This is a genomic window from Opitutaceae bacterium TAV5 (assembly GCA_000242935.3).
In the GTDB taxonomy this organism is placed as follows: Bacteria; Verrucomicrobiota; Verrucomicrobiia; order Opitutales; family Opitutaceae; genus Geminisphaera.
Genome location: CP007053.1, coordinates 744,632 through 762,658, shown reverse-complemented (window position 1 = coordinate 762,658; position 18,027 = coordinate 744,632). Strand labels below are relative to the sequence as shown.

The 18,027-nt window shown below is 63.6% G+C and carries 22 protein-coding genes and 2 tRNA genes; 19 read left to right on the top strand and 5 right to left on the bottom strand.

The window, feature by feature from the left end:
- The 17 genes from OPIT5_03790 (at nt 1) to OPIT5_03710 (ending at nt 10,860) form a co-directional block, all read left to right on the top strand.
- A complete protein-coding gene (locus tag OPIT5_03790) occupies nt 1-957 on the top strand; it encodes a hypothetical protein (protein ID AHF89520.1) in 957 nt (318 codons plus the stop codon).
- 59 nt (nt 958-1,016) lie between these two features.
- Entirely contained in the window at nt 1,017-1,796 is a 780-nt protein-coding gene (locus tag OPIT5_03785; GenBank protein AHF89519.1) for a hypothetical protein, read from the top strand.
- 3 nt (nt 1,797-1,799) lie between these two features.
- A complete protein-coding gene (locus OPIT5_03780) occupies nt 1,800-2,360 on the top strand; it encodes a hypothetical protein (GenBank protein ID AHF89518.1) in 561 nt (186 codons plus the stop codon).
- A 78-nt stretch (nt 2,361-2,438) separates the two neighbouring features.
- Nucleotides 2,439-2,876, top strand: a complete 438-nt coding sequence (locus OPIT5_03775; GenBank protein AHF94016.1) for a hypothetical protein — start codon at nt 2,439-2,441, stop codon at nt 2,874-2,876.
- A 135-nt stretch (nt 2,877-3,011) separates the two neighbouring features.
- The gene (locus OPIT5_03770) at nt 3,012-3,326 is read left to right on the top strand and encodes an ABC transporter ATPase (protein AHF89517.1); all 315 of its coding nucleotides are present in this window, start codon (nt 3,012-3,014) and stop codon (nt 3,324-3,326) included.
- Between the two features lie 54 nt (nt 3,327-3,380).
- Complete coding sequence (locus OPIT5_03765) at nt 3,381-3,758, top strand: hypothetical protein (GenBank protein ID AHF89516.1); 378 nt, start codon at nt 3,381-3,383, stop codon at nt 3,756-3,758.
- Nucleotides 3,759-3,894: 136 nt separating this feature from the next.
- Nucleotides 3,895-4,092 (top strand): hypothetical protein, encoded by a 198-nt coding sequence (locus OPIT5_03760; protein ID AHF89515.1) that lies wholly within the window; start codon nt 3,895-3,897, stop codon nt 4,090-4,092.
- Complete coding sequence (locus tag OPIT5_03755) at nt 4,089-4,331, top strand: hypothetical protein (GenBank protein ID AHF89514.1); 243 nt, start codon at nt 4,089-4,091, stop codon at nt 4,329-4,331. The genes OPIT5_03760 and OPIT5_03755 overlap by 4 nt, the downstream gene beginning before the upstream one ends.
- A gap of 64 nt (nt 4,332-4,395) precedes the next feature.
- Entirely contained in the window at nt 4,396-5,571 is a 1,176-nt protein-coding gene (locus tag OPIT5_03750; GenBank protein AHF89513.1) for a tail protein, read from the top strand.
- Between the two features lie 59 nt (nt 5,572-5,630).
- The gene (locus tag OPIT5_03745) at nt 5,631-6,128 is read left to right on the top strand and encodes a hypothetical protein (GenBank protein ID AHF89512.1); all 498 of its coding nucleotides are present in this window, start codon (nt 5,631-5,633) and stop codon (nt 6,126-6,128) included.
- 55 nt (nt 6,129-6,183) lie between these two features.
- Nucleotides 6,184-6,258 (top strand) — tRNA-Met (locus OPIT5_03740).
- Nucleotides 6,259-6,283: 25 nt separating this feature from the next.
- On the top strand, nt 6,284-6,541 hold the full coding sequence (locus OPIT5_03735) for a hypothetical protein (protein ID AHF89511.1): 258 nt from the start codon (nt 6,284-6,286) through the stop codon (nt 6,539-6,541).
- A 184-nt stretch (nt 6,542-6,725) separates the two neighbouring features.
- Entirely contained in the window at nt 6,726-6,902 is a 177-nt protein-coding gene (locus OPIT5_03730) for a hypothetical protein (GenBank protein AHF94015.1), read from the top strand.
- Nucleotides 6,903-6,965: 63 nt separating this feature from the next.
- Nucleotides 6,966-9,197 (top strand): hypothetical protein, encoded by a 2,232-nt coding sequence (locus tag OPIT5_03725; protein ID AHF94014.1) that lies wholly within the window; start codon nt 6,966-6,968, stop codon nt 9,195-9,197.
- A 2-nt stretch (nt 9,198-9,199) separates the two neighbouring features.
- Nucleotides 9,200-9,595 carry a tail protein gene (locus OPIT5_03720; protein ID AHF89510.1) on the top strand — a complete coding sequence of 132 codons (396 nt, stop codon included), beginning with the start codon at nt 9,200-9,202 and terminating at the stop codon, nt 9,593-9,595.
- Nucleotides 9,585-9,797 (top strand): phage tail protein, encoded by a 213-nt coding sequence (locus tag OPIT5_03715; GenBank protein ID AHF89509.1) that lies wholly within the window; start codon nt 9,585-9,587, stop codon nt 9,795-9,797. The genes OPIT5_03720 and OPIT5_03715 overlap by 11 nt, the downstream gene beginning before the upstream one ends.
- A gap of 37 nt (nt 9,798-9,834) precedes the next feature.
- Nucleotides 9,835-10,860, top strand: coding sequence for a hypothetical protein (locus OPIT5_03710; GenBank protein AHF94013.1), 1,026 nt, complete (start codon nt 9,835-9,837; stop codon nt 10,858-10,860).
- Nucleotides 10,861-10,942: 82 nt separating this feature from the next.
- On the opposite strand, the gene OPIT5_03705 is transcribed toward OPIT5_03710, so the two are convergent.
- A tRNA-Thr gene (locus tag OPIT5_03705) sits at nt 10,943-11,017 on the bottom strand.
- Between the two features lie 106 nt (nt 11,018-11,123).
- Here OPIT5_03705 and OPIT5_03700 point away from each other — a divergent pair.
- Nucleotides 11,124-12,335 (top strand): S-adenosylmethionine tRNA ribosyltransferase, encoded by a 1,212-nt coding sequence (locus OPIT5_03700; GenBank protein ID AHF89508.1) that lies wholly within the window; start codon nt 11,124-11,126, stop codon nt 12,333-12,335.
- A 99-nt stretch (nt 12,336-12,434) separates the two neighbouring features.
- On the opposite strand, the gene OPIT5_03695 is transcribed toward OPIT5_03700, so the two are convergent.
- Both OPIT5_03695 and OPIT5_03690 read right to left on the bottom strand, forming a co-directional pair.
- Complete coding sequence (locus OPIT5_03695; protein ID AHF89507.1) at nt 12,435-12,854, bottom strand: hypothetical protein; 420 nt, start codon at nt 12,852-12,854, stop codon at nt 12,435-12,437.
- 164 nt (nt 12,855-13,018) lie between these two features.
- Nucleotides 13,019-13,759 carry a hypothetical protein gene (locus tag OPIT5_03690; GenBank protein AHF89506.1) on the bottom strand — a complete coding sequence of 247 codons (741 nt, stop codon included), beginning with the start codon at nt 13,757-13,759 and terminating at the stop codon, nt 13,019-13,021.
- A gap of 126 nt (nt 13,760-13,885) precedes the next feature.
- On the opposite strand from OPIT5_03690, the gene OPIT5_03685 reads away from it, so the two are divergent.
- The gene (locus OPIT5_03685) at nt 13,886-15,283 is read left to right on the top strand and encodes a dihydrolipoyl dehydrogenase (protein ID AHF89505.1); all 1,398 of its coding nucleotides are present in this window, start codon (nt 13,886-13,888) and stop codon (nt 15,281-15,283) included.
- Nucleotides 15,284-15,500: 217 nt separating this feature from the next.
- Here OPIT5_03685 and OPIT5_03680 read toward each other — a convergent pair whose 3' ends face one another.
- Nucleotides 15,501-17,255: a dihydroxy-acid dehydratase gene (locus tag OPIT5_03680; GenBank protein ID AHF89504.1), complete on the bottom strand. Its 1,755-nt coding sequence runs from the start codon at nt 17,253-17,255 to the stop codon at nt 15,501-15,503.
- 303 nt (nt 17,256-17,558) lie between these two features.
- Complete coding sequence (locus OPIT5_03675) at nt 17,559-18,005, bottom strand: hypothetical protein (GenBank protein AHF89503.1); 447 nt, start codon at nt 18,003-18,005, stop codon at nt 17,559-17,561.
- Nucleotides 18,006-18,027: the final 22 nt, after the last annotated feature.

Here is an 18,027-nt window from a genome sequence, read left to right as displayed (position 1 = left end):
ATGCACACGCTCGCCCGAATCCTCGCCTTCATTCTTCCGTTCGCCGCCGCCGCGCAGACGCTGCCGCCGCCGTCGTTCGTGACCGTTACCACCAATCCCGACGGCACGCTTCGGGCTCCGGCCGACTTCTGGACGGCCAACGAGGCCGCGATTGTCGCCGCGCTCGACGGCGCCTTCGTGCAGGGCTGGGCGGACCTGCCGGGAATGCGCACGAGTGCTTCCGTCCCGTCCGCAATCCCGTTCAGCAATGGGGATGAAACCGTTTACCTCACAGCGCCGGGCATCAGCATCGGCGGATACCCGAGCATCAGTCTCCCCTTCGACGCCGGCACGCTCGTCATTGGTTCCCGCACCATCAGTGCCAGCGGTCTCGCCACCGGCGGCGGCAATCTCACAGCCAACCGCACGATCACTGTGACGGCTGCGAGCAATGCCGAGGCGACGGCCGGCACAGCCACCAACCGGGCCATGACGCCGGCCTCAACCCGTGCCGCCATCGACGGGCGCCCGCAATACGCGAAGGTAACGATCCAGATGCCGGAAGGGTTTACCGATGCCGAATTGAAGCTCGCCACGGACAACTACGCCTCGGGCACGCTGACCGTGTATATCCACACACCCGACCTCTCCGGTAGCCTGGTGTCCGGGCAGGTCATTCCGGTCGGAACGAAGATTTACTACACGTGCACCGGTGCGACGGCGGGCGGGGACACTCGCAAGATTCGCGCCCTGCCGCTCACCGATTCCGGCGGCGTCGGCAACAAGATCGATGCCAGCGGGCGCGTGGGCAGCATTACGTTTTACATCCCGGTCACAGCCACGATCAAGCCCACGGCTACAAACCTGTCGTGGACGTACAACCTCATGACCTACGCCGCGCATGAGCAGGACAGCGCGGGGCATTCGCTCTGGCGCGAAGCGACCGCCGAATGGGTCTCGGTCGCACCGGCCTACTGACTTTCCGTAACCACTTTCCGCATACGTGCGGATTACTGAAAAACCAACCACACATCACCATGAAGAAATTCATCCTCATTATCTCGGCTCTCGCCTTTGCGAGCGGCCTTTTCGCCGCCTCTCCGGCCGAAACCGGGCAGGCGCTCTATACCGCCTGCAATGACCTGTATGCTGCCAACTCGGCTCGCCTCAAGATTGCCACCGCCAGCGGCGACAAGGCCGCCATTGCGCAGGCCAAGGCCGACAACACCGCTGCCAGCGCGGCTTTCCGCACGGAGAACCTCGCGTCGGTGCAGTCGCTTCTGTCCGACATCGATGCCATCGCCACGGTCAACCCGAACGTTGCGACCTGGGCCATCAAGTTTTCGCTCAACGCGAAGAACATTGACCCGGCCACGGGCAAGACCCTTCCCGTGTTCGACCAGGACGCCGATGACGCCGGGCTCGCCCGCAAGCTCCTCACCATCGGCACCGGCGGCCAGTCGTATTACTATTATCAGTACTACGCCACCGCCGATGAACTGAACGCGCTGGATGGTAGTGGGACTGGCGGCATCTACCTTGCCGGCATCCGCCGCGCCAAGGCGCTGGGCATCCTCGCCGACTTCGCGCCGGTCTGGAATGCCAAGCACCTGGGTCAAGGCATTGTCGAATCGGCTTTCGTCAAGTGGTTTAATGGCCACGCAAAGAAGATCGCCGACACCAACAAGGGTGCAGCCATCGACTTGCTCGCCAAAGAGCAGACCGCCGTTTCGCTTCTGCCGAACCAGACTGCCGCCACGAACAAGCGCATTGATGACCTGCGCAAGCAGATCGCTCTCCTCAAGGAGGTCAAATAAGCCATGCGCAACAACCCGCTTGTCCATCTCCTGGGCGTTGCCCTGCTCTTCGTCACGGCGGCGGGTGTTGCGCTCGCCGTCCTTCCGCCGGCCGGCGCGGATAACGAGGCCGACCTCGATGCCATCTTTGGCACCGACGCCGAGCTTTCCGCGCCCGTCGAGATCCCGGATAACGACGAACCCGAGTGGAAGCCGGTCGAGCCGCTGGTATTGCCGCCCGCGGTTGCGCCGATCGACCTGCAAAAACTGCCCACGCTGGAGCTTCGCCGGTTCGCCGCGAGCCTCTCGCCGGTGCAGTTGACCGCGCTCGGCACGGCCATTGCGCAGGCTGCTTACGGCGAGGTAATCACCCCGCAAGGTCTGGTTGTCCTGACACCGCCCTTGCGGGGCACTCCGCTGGAGTCCTTGGCGTCCTGGCTTCGCATCATGTCCGCCGCCGGCATTACCGAGTTGCCTTTATGGGCTTCCGGCACGCCTGCCTGGGTGCGCTGGCGGCAACTGTCGGCGTCTCCCCTCACCACCGAAGCCGAATGGATCGGCTTCTATCGTTCGCTGAAAACGTAGCGGCTCATCCGTGAGTCACAAAACCCGTAGCGTCTCACAAATCGAGAAATCTGAGGCACAAATTTCCGAATCCTGACCATGATCACCGCGCAGCAACTCCACGACCAGACGCGCGCCGTCTTCCCGAATGCGCAAGTCAGCGTGCTGGATGCGTCCTATGATCCCGTGCCGCTCGATGGCACGGGGCAATTCTTCGGCGAACTGGAAGACATGCTGAACAAGGTATGCGGGGATGCGTGGAAGGATTATTACGACTGCGACAACTTCGCCCTCGCCGCCGTCTTCCTCGGCGCATGGAAACACTACCGCGCACGCCTCCTCAATCTCGGTTCCGGGCAAGGCTGCCCTATCGGCATTCTCTGCTACCGAACCGATCCGGCCAACCCGGCCACCGGCCACGCCGTCAACGTCGTCTATACCGACCGCGGCTTGTTCGTCTTCGAGCCGCAGCGCCGGGAGTTTTTCAGCCTCTCACAAGCCCAAAAGGATTCCGCATGGCTCGTTTACTACACCTGATCGCCGCTCTCGCGGCCATCGTCACTCTCGCCGGGTGCGTATCCACGCAACCGGCACACACCGAAACACCCGCTCCCGTCGTCACGCCACAACACGGGGACGGGTTCAACCCGCAGCCGTGGCACTATCGCTAACATGAAAATCCTCACGGAAGGACACAGATACGAACTCGCGAACTTCGAGAAAAAGGACGCTCCCGGCCAGGTGATTCAGTTCATCGAAAAGGTTCCGGAGTCTCCGGGTTCCGCAACCCTCGTCACCGTCAATGACGGGACTACCAATGAGGAGTTGGCGCGTGTCCTTATCAACCGCATCCAGCACCTCAACGGCAAATTCCCCTGCCGCGAAAACGCCATCGCCATCACGCACTTCGAGACGGGGTTGATGTGGCTCGAAAAGCGCACGGCGGACCGCGTGGCTCGCAACGTCGAAGGCAAGGCCACGACCTAACCACTTCCCGCCGCTTCGGCAGCATAACGTAACCGAAATCCAAACACCAACACCATGAAAAAGCTACTCGTGTTCCTCGGGCTGTTCGCCCTCCTCCTCAACATGCTTGCTGCCTCTGCCTTCGCGCAGGAAGCCGCTAGCGCCGCCAATGCTCTTATCCAGAGCCTGCCGGAGAACGTGCAGGGCATCGCCGCCAGCGTCCTCGCCAAGGTGCCGGGATGGGTTTTCACGGCCCTGACAATCTACGGCACGGCCAGCCTCGCCTATCAGGCGCTTGTCGCCTGGTGGCACAAGCGCGTTGCCGACACGACCGAAACCACCGACGACGACTGGACCGACAAGCTCGAATCAGCGACCTGGTTCAAGATCCTCGACAAGATCTTTTACTTCGGCGGCTACATCGGTTCCGCGCTCGGCGGGAAGAAACTCTGACCGCAACCGCACATGGCAAAATTCCTCGCATTCCTGCTTGCCATCCTTCGGGCCATCCCGGCGCTTGTCGGCGTGGCCCAACGGGCGCGGGAGCGACAAGCCGACAGCCGCCGCAACGCCAAGAAAACCGCAGCCGATGAAGCCATTGACCGCCCTCCTCAGTCTTAGCCTTCTCTCCGGCTGTCTCTCCGGCTGCGTATCCGCGAAGCTGGACAACGGCGCACGCCTCATGCGCCGCCCGGATTTCGAAGCTGCCCGCCTTGCCGCGCCCGAATGGTGCCGGGACGCCCTCCATACCATCGCCGATCTCGAATACGAACTCGAACGCCAGTGAATACCTCCAGCATTACTGAAAAAACTCCCGTCAAACTGCCTGCCGGCGTCTGGCTCGCTCTCGTCGTGACCGTCGGCGGGGCGTTCTCTTCTTTCGCCGTGGCTCAATACCAGATCTCCGAGCACGGACGGCGCATCAACACGCTGGAAGAGCAGGTGCAAAACTCCCGCGAACTGCTCCTGCGCATCGACGAGCGCACCGCCGAAATCAAACGGCAACTCGACCGCATGACAAAATAACCGTCTCGCACACAAGCCGCACAAGACCCTTTCCCGATCACACGCTAACCTCTCCGCAAAACTCATGAGCACCACGTTTCTCCACGGCGTCGAAGTCCTCGAAGTCACCAACGGCCCCCGCGCCATCCGCACCGTCAGAACCTCCGTCATCGGCATCGTCGGCACCGCTCCCGAGGCCGACGCCGCTGCCTTCCCGCTTAACCGCCCCGTGCTCATCGCCGCGTCCCGCCGCGAAGCCGCCCTGCTCGGCGAGACCGGCACGCTCCCCGCCGCGCTTGACGACATCTTCGACCAGGTCGGCGCCGTCGTCATTGTCGTCCGCGTCGCCGAAGGCGAAGGCGCCACCCCCGCTGAAATCGCCGCCGCCACCCTCACCAACATCATCGGCGACGTCACCCCCGACGGCTCGACCGGCATCCAGTGCCTAGTCGATGCCGAGTCCGTCGTCGGCTTCTCCCCGCGCATCCTCATCGCTCCTGGCTTTACGAATACAAAAGCCTGCGCCGACGAACTCCTCTCCGTCGCCGACCGCCTCCGCGCCGTCGTCCCGATCGACGGGCCCAACACCACCGATGAAGCCGCCATCACCTACGCCGGCGACTTCGGCAACGCCCGCGCCTACCTCGTCGATCCCGCCGTCAAGGTGTTCGCCGACGGCGTCGAAGTCGTCCGCCCCAACTCCGCCCGCGTCGCCGGCCTCATCGCCAAGTCTGACAACGACCGCGGCTTCTGGTGGTCCCCCTCCAACCAGGAAATCCTCGGCATCACCGGCACCGCCCGCCCCGTCGATTTCCTCCTCGGCGATCCCAACTCCCGCGCCAACCTCCTCAACGAGCAAAACGTCGCCACCATCATCCGGCAGGACGGCTTCCGCCTGTGGGGCAACCGCACCCTCTCCAGCGATCCGCAGTTCGCCTTCCTCTCCACGCGCCGCACCGCCGACGTTATCGCCGACTCGATCCAGCGCGCCCACCTGTGGGCCGTTGACCGCCCCGTCACGCGCCAGCTTTGCGAGTCCATCGCCGACGGCGTCAACAGCTACCTGCGCTCCCTCGTCGCAATGGGCGCCATCCTCGGCGGCGAGTGCTGGTATGACCGTGCCGACAACGAAAACAACGACCTCGCGCAGGGCGTCATCCGGTTCCGCTACAAGTTCACGCCGCCTCCGCCCGCCGAGCACATCGCCTTCTACGCCGAGACCGTCGAGGACTACTACGACGTTATCTTCGCTAGCAGCTAATCCGCAACCTGCACCGCCAACCCGCACCGCCAACGTAACAGAAACAAGGATACCGCATCATGGCCGCCGCCGACAACATCCTCAAAAACTTCAACCTCTTCGTCGAGTCTGTCGGCTATGCCGGCAACATCGACGAAATGCAGCTTCCCAACCTCACCCTCAAGACCGAGGAATACCGTGCAGCCGGCATGGACGCCCCGCTCGATATTGACCAGGGCATGGAGAAGCTCGAAGCCTCCGGCACCCTCTCCAAGGTTGACGAGGGAATCCTCGCCACCTTCGGCAAGAGCATCAACCTGACCGCCCGTGGCGCCCTCCAGTCCCTCGGAGACACCGTTACGGCCGTCGAGGTCAAAATGACCGGCCTCGTCAAGGCGCACGAACACGGAGCCTGGAAGCCCGGCGAGAAGGCGACGGTCAAATTCACGGCCACGCTCTCGTATTACAAATACACGCAAGGCGGGCGCGTCGTCCACGAGATCGACGTCCCCAACATGAAGCGGATCGTCAACGGCGTTGACCAGCTTGCCGAGCAGCGCCGGGCCCTCGGCATGTAAAATCTTTCAGTGCCTGCCAAGCCTATCAACGATGCTCAAATAGGCGGGCCCCTTTAGCAGGGTAGAGTAACGGTAGCTCGCCGCGCTCATAACGCGGAATGTGCGGGTTCGATTCCCGCTCCTGCTCCCATTTCTGGAATTCGTATCAATCCACCATGACAACCATCAAGCTCAAGCATCCCTTCAAAAAGGCCGACGGCACCGAATGCAGCGAAGTCACCATTCGCCGGCCCCTCGTGCGCGACCTGCGCATCATGCACAACAGCGGAGGCACTGACTTCGACAAGGAGGCGCGTCTTGCCGGCAATCTTGCCGAGCTCTCCCCCGAAGACATTGACCGCATGGACGGCGCCGACTTCCTCGAAGTCTCGAAGGCCGCGGCGGGTTTTATCTCCCCCCGCGCCACGACCTGACGCGGGGCATCATCGCGCTCGCCCACTCCACCGGCTGGCCGCTATCGGAAATCGATCGCCTCGATTTCGAGGAATTTGTAGAATTTCTCCAGGCAGCCATCGACCTCAGCAAGTCTGCCGCCCACTGATTGGCGCCCCGCCTGTCGTCCTTGACGGGCGGGGCATTTTGTTGCAGGCTCCCGGCATGATCGAGGCACTCAAAACATTCGCCACCGTCCTGCTTGCGGGGGTGCTGTTTGTCATTGAGCACCCTGTTGCAGCCTTCGTTACCCTCCTGGTTGCCGGTCTGACCTTCCTGCTTTTTGCGGGTGCGCTCGTCGCCATACTGGAAGCGGCCGGCATCACGCTTTCCTTCCTCTGACGCTCTTGCCGGGTCACACCCTCCGCACAAGACCCCGTCTGTCTGCTGCGCTAGAGTCGCGGCATGGCATCCACCGGAACCGCAGTCACCCTCACGCTTGGCGCCGCGCTCGGCGCAGGCTGGGCATCCACGATGGGCAAGGCCAAGGGCGATATCAGCGGACTCGGCGGCATCGTCGAAAAGACCAGGGCACAGCAACAGGGACTTGGCCTTCCCGATTTCGGAGAGCACGAGAAAAACACTACAGCTCTCGCCGACGCCAAGCTGGCCCTCGACAAATACCGGGATACGTTAGATTCGACTCGCGCCGCCAAGCATTTTGAGGAATCCGAAAAGGCGCTCCTTGCGTTCGAGGAGAAAATGGCCGGCGTCACATTCCGCACCAAGGAGCAAACCGACGCCCAGGCGCGCCTCATGATCCAGTACGAGTCGTCCAGAAGGGCGATGGAGAGCGCGGCGGCTCCGACCGAGGAGCAGGCCGCCATTCTGGCCCGCCTCACCAAACAGCATGACCAGGCGGAGAAGACTTACAGAAGGTCGGAGAAGGCGATAAAGGACCGCACCATTGCCCTCAAGGCCGAGGGCAAGGATGTCGCCGCCCTCACCGCGGAGCATAAGCGGCTTGGCGAGGTTTTGCAGCGCCAGCTTGCATTCAGTAATGCCTGGAAAGATACGAAAACAAGGGCCATTGACCTGGGGAAGACAGTCCTTGCAGGCGCCGGCATCATTTCCGCCGCCACGACCGCCTCATACAAGTTCGTCAACGCAACCGCCGCCGAGGGTGAAGCCATCAATCAAGCCTCCTCCCGCCTCGGCATGTCGGTTTCCGCCTTGCAGGAATTTCGCTTCGCCGCTGAACAGTCCAGCATGGGGGCGGAAAAATTCGAGGGCGGGCTCGATAAACTCAGCCAGGGACTCGACGACGCGCTCATTAAAAAAAGCGGCCCTGCGCACGACGCCCTTACCCGCATGGGTCTTGACATGCGTGTCCTCGCCACCATGCCTGCCGACGAACGGCTGGCGGCGATTTCCGACGCCCTTGCCAGCATCGCCGACACCGACACGCGCGCCAGCCTGTCGTCGGACCTGTTCGGCAAAGACGCCGGGCGCGGCTTCAACACCATGCTCTCGGGCGGGCGCAAGGCCATCGAGCAGATGCGCCAGCAAGCTCGCGAATCCGGCGCGGTTTGGGATACCGGCGGCGCCGAGGAATACCAAAGCTCGCTTGGTGCCCTGCGCACCTCATGGGCCAGCCTCGGGCGGGTCATCGGCACCACGCTCATGCCCGCCTTTACCAAGCTCAACACCACGCTGCGCAACGTCATCATTGGCAACGGCGGGGCGGTCGGCAAGTCCATCGGCGCTCTCGCCAACGCACTCAGCGGGCTCGCTCCGCTTGTCGGAGGCATTGCCCGCGTGGCGGGCTTCCTGTTCGGCCTGATCGGCAAGGCCCCCTGGCTGGTCAACACCCTTGTCTTTGCCCTTGGCGTGCTCGGCTATACCATGCTTGCGCTCAAATTCGGCACGATGATTACCAGCGTCATCAGCCTCGGGCGGACGTTCCTCGGCGTCATCCCGCTCATCACCGGATTCAACGTCGCGCTCACGGCCAACCCCATCGGCGTCGTTGTAGTTGCCATCGGGCTACTTGTTGCCGGCATCTATGCCCTGTGGAAAAACTGGAGCGCCATCAACACATGGTTCGACGATCATCCGATTTTCGACGGCATTCTCCGTGTCATTTTCCCGCTCTTCGGCGTCTTCCGGCTCCTCCGTCGTCATTGGGAACCGATCAAGGCATTCTCCGTCGCAATCACCAGCGCCGTTGCGTCCGCATGGTCGTGGCTGTGGGACGGGCTCAAAACCAACATCTCCATCGCATGGGACTTTCTCAAGGCGATCTTTTCGTGGTCTCCACTTGGCCTCGTCATTCGTGCCTACGGCGCGATGTTCAAATGGCTCGAAGAGAAGTTTGGCATTTTCACAAAAATCGGCGGTGCCATCAAGACACTCTTCCGCATGTCCGGGTTTGGCAGGGCCGAAGAGGAGGTCGCCCGGGACCCTGCCCGCCCCGCTGGATCCGGATCGATCCCGCCATCAGGCACCATTCCCCGCCTCCCCGACGTGACTCCAATCATGCGGCAGACCGGCGACAAGACTGTCCATAGCAGCGTCAGCGTCAGCGTGCAGCAGCAGCCCGGCGAAGACCAGGATTCACTTGTCCGTCGTGTTGTCGCCGCCATTGACCAGCAACAATCCGCCCTCCTCGACGGCGCGCTCGCCGATCCCGCCTGATCATGCCTACGCCCATCCTCGCCCTCGGCACCTTCACCTTTTCGACCTCGACGGCCGCCTTCGACACCTTGCAGCGAGTCAGCGGATGGGAATGGGCCGAACAAAAGCGCGTTGGCGCGTCACCGATACTCCAATACACCGGCCCCGAGGCCGAGACCATCACGCTCCCCGGCACCGTTTTCCCGCTCCACGCGGGCGCCGGACTCGACCAACTCGACAAGCTCCGGGCCCTCGCCGCGAAGGGCGAGCCGCAAGCCCTCGCCGACGGCCAGGGGCGGTCACTCGGGCGGTGGGTGATTACGAGCATCACCGAGGATCAGTCAAACCACCTTCCCGGCGGCGCTCCTCGCAAGCAGACATTCACCATCAGCATCACCCGCTACCATGATGACCAGTGACCCGCGCACCCTCACGACCACGGAGGGCGACACCATCGACGAGATTTGCCAACTCCACTACGGCACCACGGCCGGTGTCACGGAAACGGTCATCGAGGCCAACCCGCACCTGCTCAACTACCCGCCGCGCCTGCCGGCCGGCCTGACGATCACGCTCCCCGCCATCCCCGCCGAGCCGCAGCGACATCGCCGCCTCTGGTGACATCCCAATTTCATCCCAGGAAACTCAAAGTTAGGACATGACGCCCACCTTCCGCCTGCTCGCTGACGCGCTCGACATCACCGACCGCATCCTTCCCCACCTCATTAGCCTGACCCTGACCGACAACGCCGGCGTCCAGGCCGACAGCCTGACCCTCGTGCTGGCCGACGCCGCCAAGGCGACCGTCATCCCCGAGCCTGACACCATCCTCCGTCTCTCCCTTGGCTTCAAGGGTCACCCGCCGCGCGATATGGGCAGCTATTCCCTCGACGAGGTAAAATGGTCCGACCCCCCGGCGCAGTTCAGCCTGACGGCCCGGACGGCATCGCACAGTGACCAAGGCACACCCGGCGACCTTGCCCCGATGCAGACCAAGAAAAGCCGGAGTTGGGAGGCCGGCACGAAGCTGACCGACATGGTCGCCAGGATCGCCGCCGAGCATAACCTCAAGCCCCGGGTTGGCGCCTCGCTGCGAGCCGTTGTCCTGCCCCACATCGACCAGACCGACGAAACCGACCTCAACCTTTTGCAGCGCATCGTTACCGACAGGGGAGGGTGGGTGAAGATTGCCTACGGCGAGATCGCGCTCGTGACCGCTGCCGACGCCCAGGCCGCCGCAAAGGCTCCCGTGGATCCGACCGCGCCGCCACCCCTGACCATCCGGCCCGGCGGCTATACCCGCATCGACTGGACCAACAAAAAGCGCCAGATCTACAAGCGCGTGGTGGCCGTCTGGCGCGATGCCGACGCCGCCACCGACCGTGAGGTTGTGGCCGGCGACCTCGATCCCACTGCACCGACCGACCGACTCCGGACGCCCTATCCAGACGAAGCGACGGCAATCACCGCGGCCCGCTCCCGCCTCGATGCCGTCTTGCGCGACGGGAAGACGCTCAACGTGACGCTACCCGCGCCGGAGGACATGAGCCCGAGCGCCGATGCGCCGGTCGTCATCGCCGGCGTTGCCGCGCAAATTGATGGGCAGTGGATGCCGAAAACCGTGACCTGGAATCTTTCGCGCAGCGGCCTTTCGGTGACGATCCAGTGCGAGACGAGCGGGTGACGGTTGCCAATTTTCCTCGTTTTTGCTGGCAACCCGGTTGCCAGCCGGTCGCCCGGACTTTCGTAAGTGCTTGGGTATTAAGTGGAGCCGATGGTCGGAGTCGAACCGACGACCAGCGGTTTACGATACCGCTGCTCTACCACTGAGCTACATCGGCCTTGGTGAGGAACTGCGGAACAAACTCGCACGCCACACAAGCGCAAGCTTCATTTTCCCGCTCCGTTTCTCCCGTTCTGTCTCACACCACCGTTTTCTCTCCGTCCGTGCCACTTTCCACCGATCTTTTCGATTACCACCTGCCCGCGCATCTCGTCGCGCAAACCCCGGCTGCCCGCCGCGATGCCTCGCGCCTCATGGTCGTGGATCGCGCCGCCCGCTCGGTGACACACGCGCATTTCTCCGACCTGACGCGATGGCTGCGCGCAGGCGATATTCTCTTCCGCAACAACGCCGCCGTGCTGCCCGCCCGTCTCCATGCCCGGCGCCCTACCGGCGGAGCCGTCGAGTGCCTGTTGCTGCGCCCCGAACCGGCGCGCGGCGACAATGTCTGGTGGTGTCTCGTCCGTCCGGGCAAAAAACTGCCCGTCGGCGGCATCTTTGCCCATGGCGCCGATTTTTCGGCCGTCGTTCTGGAAAAGGATGCGGAGGGCGCGGCGCTGGTCCGGTTCGACGTGCCGGCGGCATCGGGCGAGGGCGCCGCCGGAGGCCGCTCCGGCGGCGGGTCCATTGTCGAGGTCGCCAACCGGCTCGGCGATGTGCCGCTGCCGCCCTACATCGAACGCGCCCGCGTGGAGGCGGAGGTGACGGACCCGGCGTTTTCCGCCGACGCCGCCGGGCGGCGGGCGCTGGACCTGGAGCGTTACCAGACCGTTTATGCCGACCGGGCAAGGCAGGTCGCCGTGGCCGCGCCGACCGCCGGGTTGCATTTTACGCCGGAGTTGCTCGCCGGGGTGGCGGGGCTCGGCGTCACCACGGCGGATGTCACGCTGCACGTCGGCTTGGGGACCTTCAAGCCCATCGCCACCGGCACGATCGAGGAGCATCCCATCCACCGCGAGATTTACGAGATGTCGCCGGCCACGCAGCAAGCCCTCCTCGCTCCGCGTGCAGGAAACAACGGCGGACGACGTATTGCCGTGGGCACGACAACCGTGCGCACCATTGAGGATTTTCTGGCCCGGCAACCGGTCTTGACGGGCGGCGCCGGCGATCAGGCCGGCCGGCAGGACAGCGCCGGACGCCGTCCGCATGTCGCCGAAGCCTCGATCTACATTTACCCGCCGCGTGTGTTTCGCGGCGTGGATGCGCTCATCACCAACTTCCACCAGCCGCGTTCGACGCTGATGTGCCTGGTGGCGGCGTTTCTGGCGCCGGGTTCGATGGACGGCATCGCCTGGTTGCGTGAGCTCTATGCGGAAGCCATTGCCCGCGAGTATCGCTTTTTCAGCTACGGCGATGCGATGCTGATCCTGTAACGGGGAAGCGCGGACGAGGAATCGATGCCGGTTCACTCGGCGCTTGCCCGGCCCCCAGCCCCGACCCCGCCCCGGGTCCGGCATCGGCAATGCCGGGTCTTATCGTACGTCCTGTGTCACGCTGACGACCTTGCCGTCCTTGAACGACACGCGGAAATACTCGCGGTCCACGCGCGGTCCATAGGAGGTGTAGTACGGGTACCACGCGCTGTAGTAGGAGTGATACCAGCCGCTGTAGAGCATCATGCCACCGGGGCCGGCATACGTGGTGTAGCTCCACGCCTCGCTGTCGCCGGTTTCGTCGGTGCGCAGCCATCTGCGGTCGGGTTCGCCGACGGCGAGCAACACCATCTCGGGCGTGAAGCCGAGGCCGACCTTGCCTTGCTTGATGAGTTCCTGCTGTTCCGCCGGCAGGCTCTCGAAGAGCGCGAGATTTTTTTCGATACGGCGTTGCGGCGAAGAGCAGCCGGCCAGGCCGAGAGCCACCAGCAGGACGACGAAGAGCGCGCCGGGCAGCAAAGGGAAAACAGGATGATGAATACGGCGTGACATGCCGACACTGTCCGCCATCGGCGAGTGCTTCGCAAGTGCGGGAGGAGCAGGATCGGCTGTTGCGGCTGAAAAAATCGGTGGCGACCAGGGCGGCATCCGCCATCCCGCGCTCCGCCGCTCGCCGCTCCGTTTTACCACGGTTGCGTTTTTTCGAGGCTGGGCGGCACGTGGCGCTCGACCACGAGCTGATCGCCCGCGTACACCCGCAACTGGATGCCGATGATCTCGTCGGCGATTTTCTCGCGCGGCTTTTTGCTATCCTTCCAGGCATAACCGGGTTTCAGCTTCTGCGAACCGAGCGGAATCGGGTTGGTGCGGAATTCGGTGGTCTTATAGGGCGGGAGCCCGGTGATTTCTTCCTGCCCTTCGGTCTTGCGGATGCCGCCTTCCGTGGCCTGGTTGGAAGAGCCGGTGTCATTCTGCACAAACACCCGGTATTTGGCCGTGAGCGAGAGGGGGGCGGCGGTCTTGTTGGTGATTTTTACCCGGTAGCCCGACTGCTCCAGGGTGAGGACGAGGCCGGGCCGGGTTTTTTCGTCCTTCTCGGTGCTGTAGGTCGAGCGGACCATCTCGACGGCGAGCGCGGTGGCCGGGAGCGCGGCCGGTCTGGCGGCCTCGTCGCGAATCCACTTCTGGTCGGCATCGCTCAGCGAGGAAAGTTGCAGGTCGAAGGTGATGCCGTCATCGCGCCGGATCTTCACGACGCCGTTTTCGAGCGACACGAATTCTGCCTGGATCGTGCGGCCTTGCCGGTCGGTAAACGTCCGCGTCGCGGCGGCGAGCGTTCCGGCCGTGCCGACGCCGGCAATCATGATGACGAGGAACAACCGGAAAAGGGCGGGCCGGGGGAGAAAGTTCATGACGGTTCCCATAAGTAAATGCGCAACCCGCCGGTGCAAGCCCGGATGCAGCCGATATGCCCTCTGCGGCAGGGGCATGCGTCAAGAACGGTTGCCCTTTTTCGCGGACGAGGCACGTTTGGCCCTTCCACTCTCATCATGGCTGAAACTACGGAATACGATCTCATTGTCATCGGCGGCGGCCCGGCGGGCTACGCAGGCGCGATTCGCGCCGGACAACTTGGCAAAAAGGTGGCGTGCATCGAACTCGAGCGCGCCGGCGGCACCTGCCTCAACTGGGGCTGTATCCCGACAAAGGCCCTCCTCAAGAGCGCCGAGCTTTACCAGAAAATGAAAAAGAGCGATGTCTACGGCATCACGGCCACGGACGTTTCGTTCGATTTCGAGAAAGTCATGAGCCGTTCGCGCGACGTCTCCGCGCAGATGGCCAAGGGCATCGAGTTCCTGTTCAAGAAAAACAAGGTCGATTATTTCATCGGCAAGGGCCACGTGCCCGCCGCCGGCATGGTCGAGATCACCGAGGGCGAGCACAAGGGGAAGTTCTTCAAGGCCAAAAACATCCTTATCGCCACCGGTTGCCGGATGCGCCGCATCCCGGGTCTCGATTACAGCGGGGACCGGGTGATGACTTCCCGCGAGGCGCTCGCCAACACGAAGCTGCCGAAATCGATCATCATCGTCGGCGCCGGCGCCATCGGCGTGGAGTTCGCCTATTTCTTCAACGCGCTCGGCACCAGGGTCACGCTGGTCGAGATGCTCCCGCAGATCCTTCCGGTCGAGGACGCGGAGGTCGCCAAGACCCTTCATCGCGCCTTTGACAAGCAGGGGATCACCACGCTCGTCGACACGAAGTGCGAAAACTTCCGGGTCGGGAAGGATTCCGTGAAAGTGGACCTCGTGACCGGCGACAAGAAGCAGGAGGTCGAGGCCGATTTCCTGCTCTCGGCGATCGGTGTCGTGGCCAATATCGAGGGCGTGCTCGGCAAGGCCGCCAGTGTCGATCTCGACCGCAACTACGTGAAGGTCGGCGACGACTACCAGACGACGATCAAGGGCATCTACGCCGCCGGCGACATCATCGGCCCGCCCTGGCTCGCCCACATCGCGACCTTCGAAGCGGTCAACGCCGTCAACGGCATGTTCGGACACGGCAAGCCGAAGCGCGTGAAAAACTTCCCCGGCTGCACCTATTGCCAGCCGCAAGTGGCCTCCATCGGCCTCACCGAGAAGGCGGCGAAGGACAAAAAGCTCGATATCAAGGTCGGCAAGTTCCCCTTCACGGCGTCCGGCAAGGCGGTGGCCTCGGCCGAGAGCGAAGGATTTGTGAAAGTCGTCACGGATGCGAAGACCGGCGAGATCTACGGCGCGCACATCATCGGCAGCGAGGCGACGGAACTGATCGCCGAGTACGGCCTGGCGATCGAACTGGAAGCCTCGGTCGAGGAAATCCACCAGACGATCCACGCCCACCCGACGCTGAGCGAAGCGATCATGGAAGCCGCCGCCGCCTCGATGGGCGAGGCGATCCATATCTGAGTTCGCTGCCGCTCCGAGGAGGCCGCGCGTAACATCAGCTGATGCTACGCGGACGGCAGTTGATGTGGCACGGGCTTCCAGCCCATGGGATTGCGTGGCATGGCCATCCTTGGCCATGTGCCTGGAATCATGGGCTGGAAGCCCATGCCACGCGGAACGGGGAGGCGACGTGCACGGGCTGGAAGCCCGTGCCACAAGGGCTGCCGCTCGCGCAAGATCACAGGTACTTGTCCGTCACCGCGCCCTCGCTGGCGGTGCTGACGAGCTTCGCGTACTTGGCGAGCACGCCGCGGGTGGCGTAGGGCTTTTTCGGTTTCCACGCCTTCTTGCGCGCGGCGATTTCCTTCGCGGCGATGTCGAGCGTGATCTGGTTCTTGACGGCGTCGATGGTGATCGGGTCGCCGTTTTTCACGAGACCGATGGCGCCGCCGATCGCCGCTTCGGGCGTGATGTGGCCGACGACAAAACCGTGCGAGCCGCCGGAGAAACGTCCGTCGGTGATGAGCGCCACGTCCTTGCCGAGACCGCGGCCCATGATGGCGCTGGTGGGCGAAAGCATCTCGCGCATGCCCGGGCCGCCGACGGGGCCCTCGTAACGGATCACGACGACGTGGCCCGCCTTCACGCGGCCGTCGAGGATCGCCTTCATCGCGGCTTCCTCGCCTTCGAACACGATGGCCTTGCCGGAGAAACGCAGGCCCTCCTTGCCGGAGATTTTCGCCACGGAGCCCTCGGGCGCGAGGTTGCCGTAGAGGATGCGCAGGTGGCTGTCGGCCTTGATCGGCTGGTCGAAGGGGCGGATCACGTCCTGATCGGCCGGATACGGTTTCACGTCCTTGAGGTTTTCCGCCACGGTCTTGCCGGTGACGGTGAGGCAATCGCCATGGATGAGGCCGCGGTCGAGCAGCGTCTTCATGAGCGGGGGCATGCCGCCGATGCGAGAGAGGTGGACCATGCCGTATTTGCCGGAGGGCTTGAGGTCGGCGAGCACGGGCACGCGTTTGCCGATGCGGGTGAAGTCGTCGATGGTGAGCTTCACGCCGGCGGTGTGCGCGATGGCGAGCAGGTGGAGCACGGCGTTGGTCGAGCCGCCGAGCGCGATGACCACGGTGATGGCGTTCTCGAAGGCTTTTTTCGTCAAAATGTCGCGGGGGCGGATGCCTTTTTTCGCGAGTTCGACGACGGCGGCGCCGGCGCGGCGGCAGTCTTCCTCCTTCTCCTTGCTGATGGCGATCTGCGCGGAGGAGTTGGGGAGCGAGAGGCCGAGGGCCTCGATGGCGTTGGCCATGGTGTTGGCCGTGTACATGCCGCCACAGGAGCCGGGGCCGGGGATGGAGCACTCCTCGACGACCTTGAGGCCGGCGGCGTCGAGCTTGCCCGCGGCGTGCTGGCCGACGGCCTCGAACACGGAGACGATGTCGCACTCCTTTTTGTTTTCCGGATGGATGCCGGGCAGGATGGTGCCGCCATAGACGAAGACGCTGGGGCGGTTGAGGCGGGCCATGGACATGACGCAGCCGGGCATGTTCTTGTCGCAGCCGCCGATGGCCACGAGGCCGTCGAAACCCTCGCCGCCGACGACGGTTTCGATGGAGTCGGCGATGACCTCGCGGGAGACGAGCGAGTAACGCATGCCGGGCGTGCCCATGCTGATGCCGTCGGCGATGGTGATGGTGCCGAAGATGATGCCCTTGCCGCCGGCCTCGTTGGCGCCCTGCTCGGCGTATTCGGCGAGCTTGTTGATGTGCATGTTGCACGGGGTGAGCATCGACCAGGTGGAGGCCACGCCGACGACGGTTTTCCGGAAATCGGGGTCCTTGAATCCGACGGCGCGGAGCATGGAGCGGTTGGGGGCGCGGTCGGCTCCGTCGTGGACGATGGAGGAAAACTGGCGGGTGGCGTCGGGCGCGTGGTCCTTGCGTGCGGCGGGCCTGGTCTTGTTAAGGGTCGTTTTGGCAGTCGTCGGCTTCATGGGAAAAATTGAAAGCGACCAGCAAACCACCTGCGGGCGGGGCGGGCAAGCGTGGAGAAAGGGAGGAAACCGCGAGGTTGCAGGAAGTTTCCCGGCCGGGGAAATCGTTTTCGATCCCCGCAAAGCTTTGTTTTCAGGCAGAATTGGCCGCGAAGGCGCGCAAAGGACCTTTTCGCAGCGGGACTCTCCATGGCGCCTGTAGGCGCCACGCCACCCTTCATCTGCAGAAAGATTTTGCGCTCTTTCGTGGCTGATCCGGTTTGCAGAGGCGGGCGGGCGGTTAGGGCTGCCTCCGTGTTCCCGTTACTTGCTCACCACGACGCCCTGTTCGTCCAGATAGAGGTTCTTGTGTTTTTTCTTCCAGAACGGGCCTTCGGAGATGCCCACGTCATACATCTGGCGGTCGCCTTTCACGATATGCTTGGCCCCGAGGATCTTTGCCTTGGGGTGGTGGGTGGTGACATACGCGGTGACGGCAGCGGGCAGCGAGCTCACCGGGATTTCGATTTTCGAATAAACCCGTTCGCCGGCCGGGGTGAATTCCAGGTCGTGCTCGAAACCGTCGATCCTGAACTCGGCTTCGTAGACGCCGTCGTCCTTGTCGAAGTCCCATTCGATCGGGCCGGCCTTGGGGTACTGCTGCTTGACATGGTTGACGATGACAGCCGGCACCTGCGCCTCGGCGAGATCGCCGGCACGCAGGGCAGGGAGGAGAACGAGGAGAGCGGAGAACAGGAGGAGGTTTTTCATGATGTGCCGGCAAGGTTTCCGG